Below are 17,214 nucleotides of genomic sequence, written 5' to 3'. Positions count from 1 at the left end.
CCATGTCGAAATTCTTTATCGACCGCCCGATCTTCGCCTGGGTGATCGCCCTGGTGATCATGCTGGTCGGCGCGCTCTCGATCCTCAAGTTGCCGATCAACCAGTACCCGGCGATTGCGCCACCGGCCATCGCCATTTCCGTGACCTACCCGGGCGCCTCGGCGCAGACCGTGCAGGACACCGTGGTCCAGGTGATCGAACAGCAGCTCAACGGTATCGACAACCTGCGTTATGTCTCCTCGGAAAGCAACTCCGACGGCAGCATGACCATCACCGCCACCTTCGAGCAGGGCACCAGTTCCGACACAGCCCAGGTCCAGGTCCAGAACAAGCTGAACCTGGCCACGCCCCTCTTGCCGCAGGAAGTGCAGCAGCAGGGTATCCGCGTCACCAAGGCGGTGAAGAACTTCCTGATGGTGATCGGCGTGGTGTCGACCGACGGCAGCATGACCAAGGACGACCTGTCGAACTACATCGTCTCCAACATGCAGGACCCGATCTCGCGGACTGCCGGCGTCGGTGACTTCCAGGTGTTCGGTGCCCAGTACGCGATGCGGATCTGGCTCGATCCGGCCAAGCTGAACAACTACCAGCTGACCCCGGTGGACGTGAAGACCGCCGTGGCCGCACAGAACGTCCAGGTGTCTTCCGGGCAACTGGGTGGCCTGCCGGCATTGCCTGGCCAGCAACTGAACGCCACCATCATCGGCAAGACCCGCCTGCAGACCGCCGAGCAATTCAAGAATATCCTGCTCAAGGTCAACAAGGACGGCTCGCAAGTGCGCCTGGGTGACGTCGCCGATGTCAGCCTGGGTGGCGAGAACTACAGTGTCTCCGCCCAGTACAACGGTAGCCCGGCATCGGGCCTGGCGGTCAAGCTGGCCAACGGCGCCAACGCCCTGGACACCGCCAAGGCGCTGCGCAAGACCATCAGCGACCTGGAACCGTTCTTCCCGCCCGGGATGAAAGTGGTATTCCCGTACGACACCACGCCGGTGGTGAGCGAATCGATCAAGGGTGTGGTTGAAACCCTGATGGAAGCGATCGTGCTGGTGTTCCTGGTGATGTTCCTGTTCCTGCAGAACTTCCGCGCCACCATCATCACCACCATGACCGTGCCGGTGGTCCTGCTGGGTACCTTCGGGATCCTCGCGGCGGCCGGCTTCAGCATCAACACCCTGACCATGTTCGGCATGGTGCTGGCCATCGGCCTGCTGGTGGACGACGCCATCGTCGTGGTGGAGAACGTCGAACGGGTGATGAGCGAGGAAGGTCTCTCGCCCAAGGAAGCGACCAAGAAGTCCATGGGCCAGATCCAGGGGGCACTGGTGGGTATCGCCATGGTGCTCTCGGCGGTACTGCTGCCGATGGCGTTCTTCGGCGGCTCCACCGGTGTGATCTACCGCCAGTTCTCCATCACCATCGTTTCGGCCATGGGCCTGTCGGTGCTGGTGGCGCTGATCTTCACCCCGGCGCTGTGCGCCACCCTGCTCAAGGCCATTCCCCATGGCGAGCATGGCACACCGAAACGCGGCTTCTTCGGCTGGTTCAACCGCAATTTCGACCGCAGCGTGCGGGCCTACGAGCGCAGCGTCGGCGGCATCCTGGCGCACAAGGCGCCGTATCTGCTGGCCTACGCCCTGATCGTGGTCGGCATGATCTGGCTGTTCGCCCGTATCCCCACCTCGTTCCTGCCGGAAGAAGACCAGGGCGTACTCTTCGCCCAGGTCCAGACCCCGGCCGGCTCCAGTGCCGAGCGGACCCAGGCGGTGGTCGACAAGATGCGCGCCTACCTGCTCAAGGACGAAACGGGAGCCGTGAGTTCGGTATTCACCGTGACCGGTTTCAACTTCGCCGGCCGTGGCCAGAGCTCGGGTATGGCCTTCATCATGCTCAAGCCGTGGGACCAGCGTAACGCCGACAACAGTGTGTTCAAGCTGGCGGAACGGGCCCAGGCGCATTTCTTCAGCTTCCGCGACGCGATGGTGTTCGCCTTCGCCCCGCCGGCGGTGCTGGAGTTGGGTAACGCCACCGGTTTCGACGTCTACCTGCAGGACCGTGCCGGCGTCGGCCACCAGAAGCTGATGGAAGCTCGCAACCAGTTCCTTGGCATGGCGGCACAGAGCAAGGTCCTCGCGGCGGTCCGTCCCAACGGCCTGAACGATGAACCGCAATACCAGTTGAGCATCGACGACGAGCGCGCCAGCGCCCTGGGCGTGAGCCTGTCGGACATCAACAACAGCCTGTCGATCGCGCTGGGCGGCAGTTATGTCAACGACTTCATCGACCGCGGTCGGGTGAAGAAGGTCTACATCCAGGGCAAGCCTGCCTCGCGGATGAGCCCTGAGGACCTGCAGAAGTGGTACGTGCGCAGCAGCAGCGGCACCATGGTTCCATTCTCGGCATTCGCCAAGGGCGAGTGGGTCTACGGCTCGCCCAAGCTGGCGCGCTACAACGGCGTCGAGGCGATGGAAATCCTCGGTGCCCCGGCACCGGGCCACACCACCGGTGAGGCCATGGCGGAAGTCGAGGCCATCGCCAAGAAGCTGCCGGCGGGTGTCGGTATTTCCTGGACCGGCCTGTCGTACGAGGAACGCCTGTCCGGTTCCCAGGCGCCAGCGCTGTTCGCCCTGTCGCTGCTGATGGTGTTCCTGTGCCTGGCGGCGCTGTACGAAAGCTGGTCGATCCCGATCGCGGTGGTACTGGTGGTACCGCTGGGGATCATCGGTGCACTGCTGGCGACCACCCTGCGCGGCCTGTCCAACGATGTGTACTTCCTGGTGGGGCTGTTGACCACCATCGGTCTGGCGGCGAAGAACGCCATCCTGATCGTCGAGTTCGCCAAGGAACTGCACGAACAGGGCAAGAGCCTGCGCGATGCGGCGATCGAGGCCTGCCGCATGCGTCTGCGTCCGATCATCATGACCTCGCTGGCGTTCATTCTCGGCGTGGTACCGCTGGCGATCTCCACCGGCGCCGGCTCCGGCAGTCAGCACGCCATTGGTACCGTGGTGGTTGGCGGTATGATCAGCGCAACCGTCTTGGCGATTTTCTGGGTTCCGTTATTCTTCGTTGCCGTCTCGGCCATTGGTGGCGAGAAGAAGCACGCGAAACCAGCAACCCCTGAAACTCCACAGCATGAGGCTGGCCAATGAGCAAGTCCCTTCTCTCTGTAGCGGTCGCGGCCTTCGTGCTCAGCGGCTGCTCGCTGATCCCCGACTACCAGCGCCCCGAGGCGCCGGTAGCGGCGCAGTACCCGCAAGGACCGGCCTACTCGCCGGCCCAGGCGGCGAACGTCGCCGCGGCCGAACAGGGTTGGCGCCAGTTCTTCAACGACCCGGCGCTGCAGCAACTGATCCAGGTGGCGCTGGAAAACAACCGCGACCTGCGGGTCGCGGCGCTGAACATCGAAGCCTACCGGGCCCAATACCAGATCCAGCGCGCCGACCTGTTCCCGGCCGTCAGCGCCGACGGCAGCGGCAGCCGCCAGCGGGTCCCGGCCGATGCCTCGGGCACCGGCAAGGCTGCGATCACCAGCCAGTACTCGGCGACCCTTGGCGTCAGTTCCTATGAACTGGACCTGTTCGGCCGTATCCGCAGCCTGAGCGAACAGGCGCTGCAGACCTACTTCGCCAGCGAAGAGGCCCGCCGTACCACGCAGATCAGCCTGGTGGCCAGTGTCGCCAACGCCTACCTGACCTGGCAGGCCGACAAGGAACTGCTCAAGCTGACCCAGGAAACCCTGGCGGCCTACGAGGAAAGCTACAGGCTCACCTCGCGCAGCAACGAAGTCGGCGTGGCCTCGGCCCTGGACCTGAGCCAGGCGCGGACCTCGGTGGAAGGCGCACGGGTCAAGCTGGCGCAGTTCACCCGCCAGGTCGCCGAAGACCAGAACAGCCTGACGCAACTGCTGGGCACCGGTATTCCGGCCAACCTGCCGGCGGCCCAGCCGCTGTCGGCCAAACTGCTCAGCGAACTGCCAGCCGGCCTGCCTTCGGACCTGCTGCAGCGGCGTCCGGACATCCTCAGCGCCGAGCACCAGTTGATGGCGGCCAACGCCAACATCGGCGCGGCACGTGCGGCGTTCTTCCCGAGCATCAGCCTGACCGCCAACGCCGGCACCCTGAGCCCGGACCTGGGCGGCCTGTTCAAGGGCGGTTCGGGCACCTGGCTGTTCTCGCCGAAGATCAGCATCCCGATCTTCAACGCCGGCAGCCTGAGAGCCAGCCTGGATTACTCCAAGATCCAGAAGGAAATCAGCGTCGCCAACTACGAGAAGGCGATCCAGACCGGCTTCAAGGAAGTCTCCGACGGCCTGGCCGCACGCCAGACCTTCAACGAACAGTTGCAGGCCCAACGCGACCTGGTCGCCGCCAACCAGGACTACTACCGCCTGGCCGAGCGTCGCTACCGCATTGGCGTCGACAGCAACCTGACCTTCCTCGATGCCCAGCGCTCGTTGTTCAGCGCCCAGCAATCGCTGATCAGCGATCGCCTGTCGCAGCTCACCAGCGAGGTCAACCTGTACAAGGCCCTCGGCGGTGGCTGGAACGAACAGACCGGCCAGGCCCGGCCGATCGACGAGACGCCACCGAAAGGCTGAGGTCGTTCACGCTGCACAAAAACCCGCCATTGGCGGGTTTTTTCATGCCCGCACTGTTCCGTTCGATAATCGCCCAAAACCGTCAAACCCCGATTGAACACGCGGTTCGATCCGCCGCACCATGCCAGCGCATCGACCCATACCAATAACAACAGGTTCACCCGCCATGTCCCGACGCCCTGCCCTCAGCGGCTGATCGCAGCCGTTCGTTCCCCCTGTAAGCCCCTTGTCTGCAACCCCCGGGTTGCGGCTGCGCCCTGCTTCACCCCTAACAATTAGAGAGACCGATCCATGAAGCCACTGAACCACAGCAACCGTCCCCCACTTGCCCTGCTGACCCTCGCCCTCGCCGGTGCGGCCCTGCCGGCCATGGCCGAGGAACATGGCTTTGTGGAAGACGCCCAGGCCAACCTGAACCTGCGTAACTTCTACATCAACCGCAACTTCACCAACCCGGCCTACCCCCAGGGCAAGGCCGAGGAATGGACGCAGAACTTCATCCTCGACGCCCGCTCCGGCTTCACCCAGGGCACCGTCGGTTTCGGCGTCGACGTGCTCGGCACCTTTTCCCAAAAGCTCGACGGCGGCAAAGGCACCGGCGGCACGCAACTGCTGCCGCTGGACCGTGACGGGCGCCCGGCGGACAACTTCGGCCGCCTGGACGTGGCGTTCAAGGCACGGATTTCCAAAACCGAGCTGAAGGTCGGCGAATGGATGCCGGTGCTGCCGATCCTCCGTTCCGACGACGGCCGCTCGCTGCCGCAGACCTTCCGCGGCGGCCAGGTCACCTCGAAGGAGATCGACGGCCTGACGCTGTACGGCGGCCAGTTCCAGAAGAACAGCCCGCGCAACGATTCGAGCATGACCGACATGTACATGCAGGGCAAAGCCACCTTCACCTCCGACCGCTTCAACTTCGCCGGCGGCGAATACACCTTCAACGACAAGCGCACCCTGATCGGCCTCTGGAATGCCCAACTGAAGGACATCTACCGCCAGCAGTACGTCAATCTGGTCCACAGCCAGCCACTGGGCGACTGGACCCTGGGCGCCAACCTCGGTTTCTTCTACGGCAAGGAAGACGGCAGCGCGCTGGCCGGCGACCTGGAGAACAGAACCTGGTCGGGGTTGTTCTCGGCCAAGTACGGCGGCAACACCTTCTACGTCGGCCTGCAGAAGCTCACCGGCGACAGCGCCTGGATGCGGGTCAACGGCACCAGCGGCGGCACCCTGGCCAACGACAGCTACAACAGCAGCTATGACAATGCGCAGGAAAAGTCCTGGCAGTTGCGCCATGACTACAACTTCGCCGCGCTGGGAATTCCGGGGCTGACCCTGATGAACCGCTACATCCGCGGTGACAACGTGCATGTCGGCGCGGTCACCGACGGCAAGGAATGGGGGCGTGAGTCGGAACTGGGCTACACCGTCCAGAGCGGCACCTTGCGCAACCTGAACATCCGCTGGCGCAACTCGAGCATCCGCAGGGACTACAGCACCAACGAGTTCGACGAGAACCGCCTGATCATCAGCTACCCGATCTCGTTGCTGTAACCGGTTGGGCTGACTTTGAGAGCAGGACTTCAGGGCCTATTCGCGGGCAAGCCCTGCTCCTACATGAGTGGAGTCTTACGCGGGCTTGCATGCGACACAAATCTGCAGGAGCAGGACTTGCCCGCGAACCGGCCACCGGCAACACTGCTCGACTCAGTGCGAATCGCGGTCCCACCACCAATCCCAGAAACCGGGCAAGTGTACCGGCGTGGAGCTGCTCGGCACCGTACGCGCCAGTACCGCCCGCAGCAGCGCCGAACGATCGGTGTAGAACGGCTGCTCGGCAGTCCGCACACCGGTCTCCCGCGCACAATCCATCAGGATCTGCAGGTACTCCTGCATGTGCCGGGCGGTATAGCGGTTGAGGTCGTGGAAGGTCACCACCACCGGAATCACCCCATCGACCACCGGCATCTCGCCCCGGGCGATCTGCTCGCGCACCTCGGCCAGGTGCTTGAGCAGGTTGGCCCGGCGCTGCGGGCTCGCGGTGATCCCCCAGACCTTGCCATCGTTGGCACTGAGGTCAGTCAGCAGCACGTGCAGCCCATGCTGCCGGTAGGCCGCGAACGTGCGCTTGTCGTAGTTCCAGAACGGCGGCCGCAGGAGGGTCGGCGGAGCACCGGTGATCGCTGCGATAACGGCACTGCCATCGTTCAGTGACTGTTCCAGTTCCTGCGGATTCAATGAACGATGGTTGGTGTGCCAGTGCCCCGCCGTATGAAAGCCGAGGACATGCCCCTCGGCATGTTCGCGCCGCATCAGCGCCCGGCCTATGTCGCTGTTGCCGGCCCTGGGGGCACCGGTCTGGACGAAGAACACCGCCTTGATGCCCGGCTGAATCGGGTTATGGGCCAGGTCGTCGAGCACCGACGCGGTCGGGTTGTAGAAACTCGACGCACTGGGCCCGTCATCGAAGGTCAGCAGGAAACGGATCGGCGGCTGCGTGCGTAGCGCCTGTTCGGTGCTCGGGCTCAGGGGGATCGGCGGGCCGATACAGCCGGCCAGGCCCGTGGCGAGCGCAAGCACCAGGAATGAGGTCAAAAGCGATTTCATGAGGTTGGCCTGGTCCAGGTCACAACAATTGCAGAACCAAGATGTATTCAAGCCATCGTCATGCAGAACGGAATGGGAACTTGAGTGCGCATCTTACCGACAGGATGGCGCAACGTCCCTGCCCTCCGCCATCACACGGAGGGGCCATCGTTCCTGTCAGATCAGCGAAAACGCCAAGTGTTCCGGGATGGGCGTTTTTTCAGACGAATGAGAAAGGACCGCCGCCACGGCCTGTTCCCAGGCAGGCGCATGGGAACAGGCCGTGGAGGGCTTACTGACGCGATTCCACGCCCAGTTCGTCCCACACCGATTCCGCCAGGTGGAAGGTCGCGTTGGCCGCCGGGATACCGCAATAGATGGCGCTCTGCATCAGCACTTCCTTGATCTCTTCGCGGGTCACGCCGTTGTTGGCCGCGGCCCGCAGGTGCAACTTGAGCTCCTCGTTGCGGTTCATGCCGATCAGCATGGCGATGGTGATCAGGCTGCGCGTGTGCCGGGGCAACCCCGGGCGGGTCCAGATATCACCCCAGGCATGGCGGGTGATCATCTCCTGGAACTCCGAGTTGAACTCGGTCAGGTTGTTCAGGCTGCGGTCGACATGGGCATCCCCGAGCACGGCACGCCGCACCCGCATCCCCTCGGCATAACGTTGTTTCTCGTCCACGGACACTCTCCTCAAACCCGGTCCAGCAGGAAATCCAGCGCGCGCTGGCTGAAGGCATCGCCGGCCTGTACGTTCGACAGGTGGGCGGCATGGAATTCGGCGTACTCGGCGCCCTTGACGTGCTGCTGGATGAACAGACTGCCGCTGGGCGGCGTTACCGCATCCTCGCTGCCGGCGATCACCAGCACCGGAGCGCGGATCCTGTCCAGTTGCTCGCGAAAATCGGCATCGCGCACCGCCGCGCAGTTGGCCGCATAGCCTTGCGGCGACGTGGCGGCGAGCATGTCGGTGATCGGCTTGACCTGCTGTGGCTGCGCGGCGGAAAACTGCGGCGTGAACCAGCGGGCGATCGCCCCGTCGCGCAAGGCGGCCATGGCCGCCGCGCCATCGCGCAACACGGTCTCGATGCGCGGATTCCACATCGCCGGGTCGCCGATCTTCGCCGCCGTGTTGCACACGATCAGCCTGTTCAAGCGCTGGCCGGCATGGATACCCAGCCACTGGCCGATCAGCCCGCCCATGGACAGGCCGCAGAAGTGCGCCCGCTCGATACCCAGCGCATCGAGCAGGGCCACTACGTCACGGCCCAGTTGCTCGATGCTGTACGGACCTTCGGTCACCAGCGAACGACCATGGCCACGGGTGTCGTAGCGCAGCACCCGGAAGTGTTCGGCGAACGCCGGGATCTGGGTGTCCCACATGCCCAGGTCGGTGCCCAGGGAGTTGGAGAGCACCAGCACCGGTGCCTCCTGCGGACCGTCGAAGCGGTAGTGCAGTTCGCCATCAGCCAGTTGTACAAAAGCCACGACAATCTCCTTCAGGTAAAAGCCAGATGCTCGGCCACCGCACGCTCGATCCAGGTACGGGCCTGGCCGAGGTAATGGGCCGGATCGAGCAGGTGGTCCAGTTCTTGCGCGGATAGTTGCGCGGTGATTTGCGGTTCGTCGCCCAGCACAGCCCGCAAGTGGCGCTGCTCGGCCACCGCGCGCTGACAGCACTGCTCCAGCAGGTGGTGGGCGGCCTCGCGCCCCAGGCGCTGGGCGAGGACGATACTCACCGCCTCCGCCAGCAACAGGCCACGGGTCAGATCGAGGTTGCTCAGCATCCGCGCCGGGTCCACTTCCAGGCCTTCGGCAACGATCAGCGCCTGCTGCAGCGAGCCCGAGACCAGCCGGCAGATTTCCGGCAGGGTCTCCCATTCGGCGTGCCACAGGCCGAGGCTGCGCTCGTGTTCCTGGGGCATGGCGCTGAACAGGGTCGAGAGCAGGCCCGGAACCCGGGTCGCGGTGCCGATCAGTACCGCGGCGCCCACCGGATTGCGCTTGTGCGGCATGGTCGAGGAACCGCCCTTGCCCGGTGCCGACGGCTCGAAGACTTCGGCGGCCTCGGTCTGCATCAGCAGGCTGACATCGCGTCCCAGTTTGCCCAGGCTGCCGGCAATCAGGCCGAGGACGGCACCGAATTCCACCAGGCGGTCGCGATGGGTGTGCCAGGGTTGTTCGGCAAGGTTGAGCTGCAGCTCCTCGGCCAGCGCCTCGGCCACCGGCATCGCCTGTTCGCCGAGGGCGGCCAGGGTGCCCGAGGCACCGCCGAACTGCAGGCACAGCAGCCGCGGTTGCAGTTCGCGCAGACGCTGGCGATGGCGGGTGACCGCGCCCAGCCAACCGGCGATCTTCATGCCGAGGGTGACCGGCGTGGCCTGTTGCAACCAGGTCCGCCCGGCCAGCGGTGTGTCCGCATACCGTTGGGCCTGGGCTGCCAATACGTCAGCCAGGCGTTGCAGGTCGGCGTCGATCAACTGCCAGGCACTGCGCAGTTGCAGCACCAGGCCGGAGTCCATGACGTCCTGGCTGGTGGCGCCCAGATGCACATAACGCTCGGCCCCGGCATCGGCGGCAGCGATCCGCTTGCCCAGTGCCTTGACCAGCGGGATCGCCGAATTGCCGGCCGTGGCGATCGCCTCGCCGAGAGCGGCGTAATCGTAGAACCCGGCCTCGCATGCCGCGGCAATCGGCGCGACCGCCGCCTGGGGAATCAGCCCGACCCGCGCCTGCGCACGGGCCAGCGCGGCCTCGAAGTCGAGCATCGCCTGGACCCGGCCCTGGTCGGAAAACACCTGGGCCATATCGCGGGCGATAAAGTAGGCATCGAACAGTTGGTTGCTCGGTCGTTGCATGGAAGATCCCTGGTAAAGGCGCGCCCATCACGGGCGCGCAGGTCGATCAATGATCGTGGTGCAGATACGCCGCCTGTTTCGGCAGGCGCAGGCTGAACAGGAAGGCGACCACCATCATGACGGTCACGTACCAGTAGAAGGCGTTCTCCATCCCCATCGATTTGAGGTTCAGCGCCACGTACTCCGCCGAACCGCCGAACACCGCGTTGGCCACCGCATAGGCCAGCCCCACCCCCAGCGCACGCACCTGGACCGGGAACATCTCGGCTTTGACCAGGCCGCTGATCGAGGTGTAGAAGCTGACGATCGCCAGAGCCAGGCTGATCAGCACGAAGGCCAGGAACGGACTGGTGACGGTCTTCAGGGTCAGCAGGATCGGTACCGTGCACAGTGCCCCCAGGGCACCGAACCAGAGCATCGAGTTGCGCCGGCCGATCCGATCCGAGAGCATGCCGAACACCGGTTGCAGGCACATGTAGAGGAACAGGGCGCCGGTCATCACGAAGCTCGCGGTCTTGGCGCTCATCCCGGCGGTGTTCACCAGATACTTCTGCATGTAGGTGGTGAAGGTGTAGAAGATCAGCGAGCCGCCAGCGGTGTAGCCGAGCACGGTGACGAACGCCGCCTTGTGGTCACGGAACAGCGCCCGCAGGCTGCCGGCGTCCTTGTCCTGGCGGGTTTCCCTGCTGGTGGTTTCCTTCAGCGAACGACGCAGCAGCAACGAGATCACCGCAGCGACGGCGCCGATCACGAACGGGATGCGCCAACCCCAGGCCTTGAGTTCGGGTTCAGTGAGAAACTGTTGCAGGATCACCACCACCAGCACCGCCAGCAACTGGCCGCCGATCAGGGTCACGTACTGGAACGAGGCGAAGAAACCCCGCTGGCCACGCAACGCCACTTCGCTCATGTAGGTTGCGGTGGTGCCGTACTCGCCACCCACCGACAGGCCCTGGAACAGCCGCGCCACCAGCAGCAGCGCCGGCGCCCAGGCGCCGATGCTGGCGTAGGTCGGCATGAAGGCGATGACCAGGGAGCCACCGCACATCATCAGCACCGAGATCATCATCGAATTCTTGCGCCCGTGCTTGTCGGCCACCCGGCCGAACAGCCAGCCGCCGATGGGACGCATCAGGAAGCCGGCCGCGAATACACCGGCAGTGTTCAGCAACTGAACCGTCGGGTCATCGGAAGGGAAAAAGGCGGGGGCGAAATAGATGGCACAGAAGGCATACACGTAGAAGTCGAACCATTCGACCAGGTTGCCCGAAGAAGCACCGACGATGGCAAAGATCCTTTTGCTACGTTCCTCACCGGTGTACGGCGTCGTTGTTGTTGTCATGTTCACTCACTCGTAAGGGATAGTTGCAGTCTAGACATACTTTGCAACAAGCCTGTTCCCCCGGCACACCAGACCTTTGTAGAAGCCTGCCTGCGGGCGATCAATACGACACGGAATCTCTGCTACACCCCATCGTCCTGATCACCAGCAAGCCGGTTCCTACAGAGGTGGGCTTCAGACCCGCTCGATAGCCAGCGCCAGGCCCTGGCCAACGCCGACGCACATGGTCGCCAGGCCCTTGCGGCCGCCGGTTTTTTCCAGGTGATGCAGCGCGGTCAATACCAGGCGTGCACCACTCATGCCCAGGGGATGGCCGAGGGCGATGGCACCGCCGTTCGGATTGACCTGGGCCGCATCGTCGGCGATCCCCAGCTCGCGCAACACCGCCAGGCCCTGGCTGGCGAAGGCTTCGTTCAGTTCGATCACGTCGAACTCGCTCACCGCCAGCCCGAGGCGCTCGGTCAGCTTGCGCACCGCCGGCACCGGGCCGATGCCCATGACCCGCGGCGCCACCCCGGCACTGGCCATGCCGAGCACCCGCGCCCGTGCGGTCAGGCCATGCTTCTTCACGGCCTCGGCGGAAGCCAGGATCAGCGCCGCCGCGCCATCGTTGACGCCGGAGGCGTTGCCGGCAGTGACGGTCTTGTCGGGGCCATTGACCGGCTTGAGTTTCGCCAGGGCCTCCAGGGTGGTATCGGCGCGCGGATGCTCATCCTGCTCGACCACGGTCTCGCCCTTCTTGTGGGCGATACGCACCGGCACGATCTCCTCGGCGAAGAACCCGGCGGCCTGGGCCGCGGCAGTCCGCTGCTGGCTGCGCAGGGCGAACGCGTCCTGGTCGGCGCGGGACACCCGGTAGTCGTCGGCGACGTTATCGGCGGTCTGTGGCATCGCATCGACCCCATACTGGGCTTTCATCAACGGGTTGATGAAGCGCCAGCCGATGGTGGTGTCTTCCAGTTTCATGTTGCGGGAAAACGCCGCATCGGCCTTGCCCATCACGAACGGAGCCCGGGACATCGACTCGACGCCACCGGCGATCGCCAGCTCCATTTCGCCGCTGGCGATGGCGCGGAAGGCATTGCCGATCGCTTCCATGCCCGAGGCACAGAGACGGTTGAGGGTCACGCCGGGAACGCTCTCCGGCAGCCCAGCCAGCAACAGGGCCATGCGCGCGACGTTGCGGTTGTCCTCGCCGGCCTGGTTGGCGCAGCCGAGGAACACCTCGTCGACCTCGCTCCAGTTCACCGACGGGTTGCGTTCCAGCAGCGCCTTGATCGGCACGGCGGCCAGGTCATCGGCACGCACACCGGCCAGGCCGCCGCCGAAACGGCCGATGGGGGTACGGACGGCGTCACAGATAAAGACTTCGCGCATCAGGCTTCTCCCGGGGCTTGGCCATAGGCCGCGGCAGTGCGGGCCTCAAGATCGCGCAGGGCGCTGAGCTCGACGTCGGTCGGCTCGGCGGTGCTGGCGACCTGCTCGGCGAACCGTACCGGCCAACCGGTGGCGGCAATCACCTGCTCACGGGTCACGCCCGGGTGCAGGGAGGTGACGAGGAACTCGTGGGTCCCGGCTTCCGGTTCCATGATGCACAGGTCGGTGATGATGCCTACCGGACCGGCACCCGGCAGACCGAGGCGCTGACGGGAATCGCCGCCCTCGCCGTGACCGACCGAGGTGACGAAGTCCAGCTTGTCGACGAAGGAGCGCGCCGACTGCTTGAGGATGATCAGCACGCTCTTCGCCGAACCGGCGATCTCCGGTGCGCCGCCAGCCCCGGGCAGACGGACCTTCGGCGAGAAGTAGTCACCCACCACCGTGGTATTGATATTGCCGAAACGGTCGACTTGGGCCGCGCCAAGGAAACCGACATCGATGCGACCACCCTGCAGCCAGTAGCGAAAGATCTCGCCGGTCGGCACCACGGTATCGGCGGTTTCCGCCAGCTCACCGTCGCCGATGGACAACGGCAGCACGCTGGGCTTGGCGCCGATCGGGCCGGACTCGTAGATCAGCACCACATCCGGCGAGGACGTCAGGCGCGCCAGGTTGGCCGCCTTGGACGGCAGGCCGATGCCGACGAAACAGACCGAACCGTTCTTCAGGCGACGGGCGGCGGCAACGGTCATCATTTCATTGGTGGTGTAGGTCATTATTTTGCCTCCGAGGCTTGGGCCAGCTTGGCCCGGAACTCGGCGAAGTCCGCCGTGCCATGGATGTAGTCGGCGATCCAGGCGGTGAAGGTTTCCCGGTCGCGGGCAATCGGATCCCAGGCCTGGTAGAAACGGTTGTCGCGCTCGCTATAGCCATGGGCATAGGACGGGTGGGCGCCGCCCGGGACATGGCAGACCGCGCTGACGGCCCAGGTCGGCAGGACGCAGGCGTTCATCGGAGCCTGCAGATCGTCGACGATCTCCTCGACGGTGACGATGCAACGCCGGGCCGCCAGCACCGCTTCCTTCTGCACGCCGAGAATGCCCCACAGCAGGACGTTGCCCTTGCGGTCGGCCTTCTGCGCATGAATCACCGTGACATCGGGACGTACCGAAGGTACTGCGGCCAGCACTTCACCGGTGAACGGGCAGGTCACACTCTTGATCAGCGGGTTGACCTTCGGCAGGTCGGAGCCGGCATAGGCACGCAGCACCGCGAATGGCAGGCCGGAAGCGCCGGCGACGTAGGCATTGGCCAGGTCGGCGTGGCTGTGCTCCTCGATTTCCAGCGCATGAGGCCACTGCTTCTCGACCGCATCGCGCAGACGGTGCAGGGAACCGACCCCCGGGTTGCCGCCCCAGGAAAACACCAGCTTGCGAGCACAACCGGCACCGATCAGTTGGTCGTAGATCAGGTCGGGGGTCATCCGCACCAGTGTCAGGTCTTTCTTGCCCTGACGAATGATTTCATGACCCGCCGCAGTCGGAATCAGGTGAGTGAAGCCTTCGAGCGCGACGGTATCGCCGTCATTGACGAATTGCTTCACCGCGTCATGCAGCGAAAGTATTTCAGCCATGGATACAGACTCCCGGTTTCAACAAGCCAGCTTGGAAGAAAAAGGCGCGAGGTCAGCGCCGAAGTGAAGCCAGATTAAGCCGGGGCTCGGCCCGCAAACAATCCGATAATCGCTTATGTGTTCGATAATCGAACCAATTGTTTGCAGGCTATCGACTCCCCCTCACACCCGGTCGACTCAGGTCGCATCCGCGTGGCTGACCCGGCCCTTGATCAGCACGCCAGCCGTCGCCAGCGCCGCCGGTACCACCAGCACGGTCAGCACCTGCTCGAAGTTCCAGCCCATGCCCAACAGCGTAGCGCCCATCCAGGCGCCGAGAATCGCGCCAAAACGACCGATCCCGAGCATCCAGGACACACCCGTGGCCCGCCCCTGGGTCGGGTAGAAGCGTGCCGCCAGCGAAGGCATCGCCGATTGCGCGCCGTTCACGCACATGCCGGCCGCCAGCACCAGGGTTCCGAGCAGGGCGATGTGGCCCAGGCTCTGGCCGACCGCGTAGGCAAAGATCCCGGCCAACAGGTAGAAAGTGCCGATGACCTTGTGCGGGTTGAAGCGGTCCATGGCCCAACCCACCCCGACCGCACTCAGCACCCCGCCGAACTGGAACAGGGCGCCGATGAACGCGGCCTGTTCCAGGCTCGCGCCGCTGTCACGCATCAGCGTCGGCAGCCAGCTGGTCAGCAGGTAGACGATCACCAGGCCCATGAAATAGGTCAGCCACAGCAGCAGGGTGCCGGCGCTGTAGGTGCCGGAGAAAATCACCGCCAGCACATTGCGCGCCTTGACCGTCTTCTGCTCCGGCACGCTGAAGCTCGCCGCCGCGGCCACCTGCTGTGGCGCGATCGGCGCCAGGGCCTTGCGTATCCTGTCCACGCCGCGGTTGCGCACCACCAGAAAACGCGCCGACTCCGGCAGCCAGAGCAACAACACCAGCACCAGCAACAGCGGCAGCAGCCCACCGATCAACAGCAGGCTGTGCCAGCCGAAGGCCGGGATCAGCTTGGCCGAGACGAAACCGCCACCGGCCATGCCCAGGTTGAAACCGCAGAACATGCTGGTCACCAGCAGCGACTTGTGCCGCTCCGGGGTGTATTCCGAGAGCAGCGTCGTGGCATTCGGCATGCCCGCGCCCAGGCCCAGCCCGGTGAGGAAGCGCAGCACCAGCAACTGGTCGACATTGCTGCTGTAGGCCGAGGCCAGGCTGAAGGCGCCGAACAGCAGAACCGCGCCCACCAGCACCACCTTGCGTCCGAAGCGGTCCGCCAGGGGGCCGGAACCGAGCGCGCCGAAGACCATGCCGATCAGCGCCGCACTCATCACTGGCCCGAGGCTGGCACGGTCGATGCCCCAGTCCTGGGACAGCGCCGGCGCGATGAAGCCCATGGCCGCCGTGTCCAGGCCATCGAGAAAAACGATCAGGAAACACAGGATCACCACCCGCCACTGGTACCTGGACAGCGGTTGGCTATTGATAAGGGACTGCACATCGAGGCAGTGACCGACAGTGGATTGAGGCTGGTTCATTATTTTTATTTCCACACAAGCGCGCAGACGAACAGGCGCCGACCGGGCCGGCGACGTTGGATGAAGCGGGTTGGTTCAGGCGTGCCGCGTCAGGACGGCGAACACGCGGGAGAGGTATCGGGAGAGATGTTCATGGCGGTCTGGCCTCTTCATTATTATTAGAGCGGCCCGGAGCGAGCCTTGCAGGCTCGTCAATTCAGGGCGCTGCCGCGACATTAATCAGCGGTATTCAACCGCGCAATTCGATAAACGCGTAACTGGGCGGTTATCGAACAGCTTTGCTGAGGAGCCGGCCATCAGGCGAACAGTTGGGCACTCAGGTCACGGCTGGCGGCGAGCATGTTCGGCAGGAAACGCTGTTCCAGCTCGCTGCGGCTGACACTGCCGGCATGGGTGCTCACGTTCAGGGCCGCGAGCACCTGGCCCGAGGCGTCGTAGACCGGTACGGCAATCGAACGCAGGCCCTGCTCCAGCTCCTGGTCGACGATGCACCAGCCCTGTCGACGCACCTGCTGCAGGCATTCGAGCAGCGCTTCGGGGGTATGCAGGGTACGGCTGGTCTTGGGCTGCAGGTCGGCATGTTCGAGGTAGTCCTGCAGCGACGCATCATCCAGCGCGGCCAGCAGGATCCGGCCCATCGAGGTGCAGTAGGCCGGCAGTCGCCCGCCGACGGACAGATCGACCGAGATCAGCTTCTGCGGCGTGGCCGAGCGGGCGATGTAAAGAATGTCGTCACCCTCGAGGGTGGCCATGTTGCAGGCCTCGTGGAGCTGCTCGCTCATGCGGTCCAGATAAGGCTGGGCCGACACCGCCAGGGGTGTCGAGGACAGATAGGCATGCCCCAGGGTGAGCACCTTGGGCAACAGCGAATAGGTGCGCCCATCGGTGGTGGCATAGCCGAGCTTGATCAGTGTATGCAGGCAACGTCGCACGGCCGCCCGGGGAATCTCCGTGCGGTGGCTGATCTGCGCGATGGTCAGGTGCCGCTTGCGCTCCTGGAACGCCTGTACCACCGCCAGGCCACGGGCCAGCGACGTCATGAAATCCGGGTCGCCGGTAAAGGCCTGAATCCGCTTGGCGGGCGAGGCGACGATAGGCGGCGCGACGGAATTGAAGGCAGTACGCAGTGGGTCGTTCATTCCAGGTCCTTGTTCACACTGTCAGCCGCTATTACAGGCCGCCGACAGCCGATAGACAAGCCATGCAGGCCCTACATTGTGCGATTATCGAACATACGGCCGATAATCGCAATTGACCTGGGCGGTCCCGAGGCTTATAACGTTGC

13 protein-coding genes are annotated in these 17,214 nt (G+C 64.6%); 3 read left to right on the top strand and 10 right to left on the bottom strand.

Annotated features, from left to right (window positions below; all coding sequences use genetic code 11):
- Positions 1 to 2 precede the first annotated feature (2 nt).
- From ACMGT0_RS08120 to ACMGT0_RS08110, 3 genes are all read left to right on the top strand, one after another.
- Positions 3 to 3,155, top strand: a complete 3,153-nt coding sequence (locus ACMGT0_RS08120; protein WP_054058906.1) for an efflux RND transporter permease subunit — start codon at positions 3 to 5, stop codon at positions 3,153 to 3,155.
- Complete coding sequence (locus tag ACMGT0_RS08115) at positions 3,152 to 4,603, top strand: AdeC/AdeK/OprM family multidrug efflux complex outer membrane factor (RefSeq protein ID WP_054063949.1); 1,452 nt, start codon at positions 3,152 to 3,154, stop codon at positions 4,601 to 4,603. Before ACMGT0_RS08120 ends, ACMGT0_RS08115 begins: the two co-directional genes overlap by 4 nt.
- A 291-nt stretch (positions 4,604 to 4,894) precedes the next feature.
- On the top strand, positions 4,895 to 6,157 hold the full coding sequence (locus ACMGT0_RS08110) for an OprD family porin (RefSeq protein WP_416772136.1): 1,263 nt from the start codon (positions 4,895 to 4,897) through the stop codon (positions 6,155 to 6,157).
- Positions 6,158 to 6,310: 153 nt separating this feature from the next.
- On the opposite strand, the gene ACMGT0_RS08105 is transcribed toward ACMGT0_RS08110, so the two are convergent.
- The 10 genes from ACMGT0_RS08105 to pcaR form a co-directional block, all read right to left on the bottom strand.
- Complete coding sequence (locus tag ACMGT0_RS08105) at positions 6,311 to 7,210, bottom strand: polysaccharide deacetylase family protein (protein ID WP_192842797.1); 900 nt, start codon at positions 7,208 to 7,210, stop codon at positions 6,311 to 6,313.
- 271 nt (positions 7,211 to 7,481) lie between these two features.
- Complete coding sequence (gene pcaC / locus ACMGT0_RS08100) at positions 7,482 to 7,874, bottom strand: 4-carboxymuconolactone decarboxylase (RefSeq protein WP_054060792.1); 393 nt, start codon at positions 7,872 to 7,874, stop codon at positions 7,482 to 7,484.
- 11 nt (positions 7,875 to 7,885) lie between these two features.
- Entirely contained in the window at positions 7,886 to 8,680 is a 795-nt protein-coding gene (gene pcaD, locus ACMGT0_RS08095) for a 3-oxoadipate enol-lactonase (RefSeq protein WP_416772134.1), read from the bottom strand.
- 11 nt (positions 8,681 to 8,691) lie between these two features.
- Positions 8,692 to 10,050, bottom strand: coding sequence for a 3-carboxy-cis,cis-muconate cycloisomerase (locus ACMGT0_RS08090; protein WP_416772132.1), 1,359 nt, complete (start codon positions 10,048 to 10,050; stop codon positions 8,692 to 8,694).
- A 46-nt stretch (positions 10,051 to 10,096) separates the two neighbouring features.
- Positions 10,097 to 11,392, bottom strand: a complete 1,296-nt coding sequence (locus ACMGT0_RS08085) for an MFS family transporter (RefSeq protein ID WP_054057639.1) — start codon at positions 11,390 to 11,392, stop codon at positions 10,097 to 10,099.
- Positions 11,393 to 11,566: 174 nt separating this feature from the next.
- On the bottom strand, positions 11,567 to 12,772 hold the full coding sequence (pcaF, locus tag ACMGT0_RS08080) for a 3-oxoadipyl-CoA thiolase (protein ID WP_192842682.1): 1,206 nt from the start codon (positions 12,770 to 12,772) through the stop codon (positions 11,567 to 11,569).
- Complete coding sequence (locus ACMGT0_RS08075; RefSeq protein WP_416773442.1) at positions 12,769 to 13,551, bottom strand: CoA-transferase subunit beta; 783 nt, start codon at positions 13,549 to 13,551, stop codon at positions 12,769 to 12,771. Before ACMGT0_RS08075 ends, pcaF begins: the two co-directional genes overlap by 4 nt.
- Positions 13,548 to 14,405, bottom strand: a complete 858-nt coding sequence (locus tag ACMGT0_RS08070) for a CoA transferase subunit A (protein ID WP_054057636.1) — start codon at positions 14,403 to 14,405, stop codon at positions 13,548 to 13,550. The genes ACMGT0_RS08075 and ACMGT0_RS08070 overlap by 4 nt, the downstream gene beginning before the upstream one ends.
- Positions 14,406 to 14,582: 177 nt before the next feature.
- Positions 14,583 to 15,929 (bottom strand): MFS transporter, encoded by a 1,347-nt coding sequence (locus ACMGT0_RS08065; protein WP_054064824.1) that lies wholly within the window; start codon positions 15,927 to 15,929, stop codon positions 14,583 to 14,585.
- 296 nt (positions 15,930 to 16,225) lie between these two features.
- Entirely contained in the window at positions 16,226 to 17,068 is an 843-nt protein-coding gene (pcaR, locus tag ACMGT0_RS08060; RefSeq protein ID WP_054057634.1) for a pca regulon transcriptional regulator PcaR, read from the bottom strand.
- Positions 17,069 to 17,214: the final 146 nt, after the last annotated feature.

The organism is Pseudomonas sp. RHF3.3-3, from assembly GCF_048069595.1.
Taxonomy (GTDB): Bacteria; Pseudomonadota; Gammaproteobacteria; order Pseudomonadales; family Pseudomonadaceae; genus Aquipseudomonas; species Aquipseudomonas fuscovaginae_B.
Note: the sequence above shows the minus strand (reverse complement) of the source record. Positions and strands in the feature narration are given on the sequence as shown.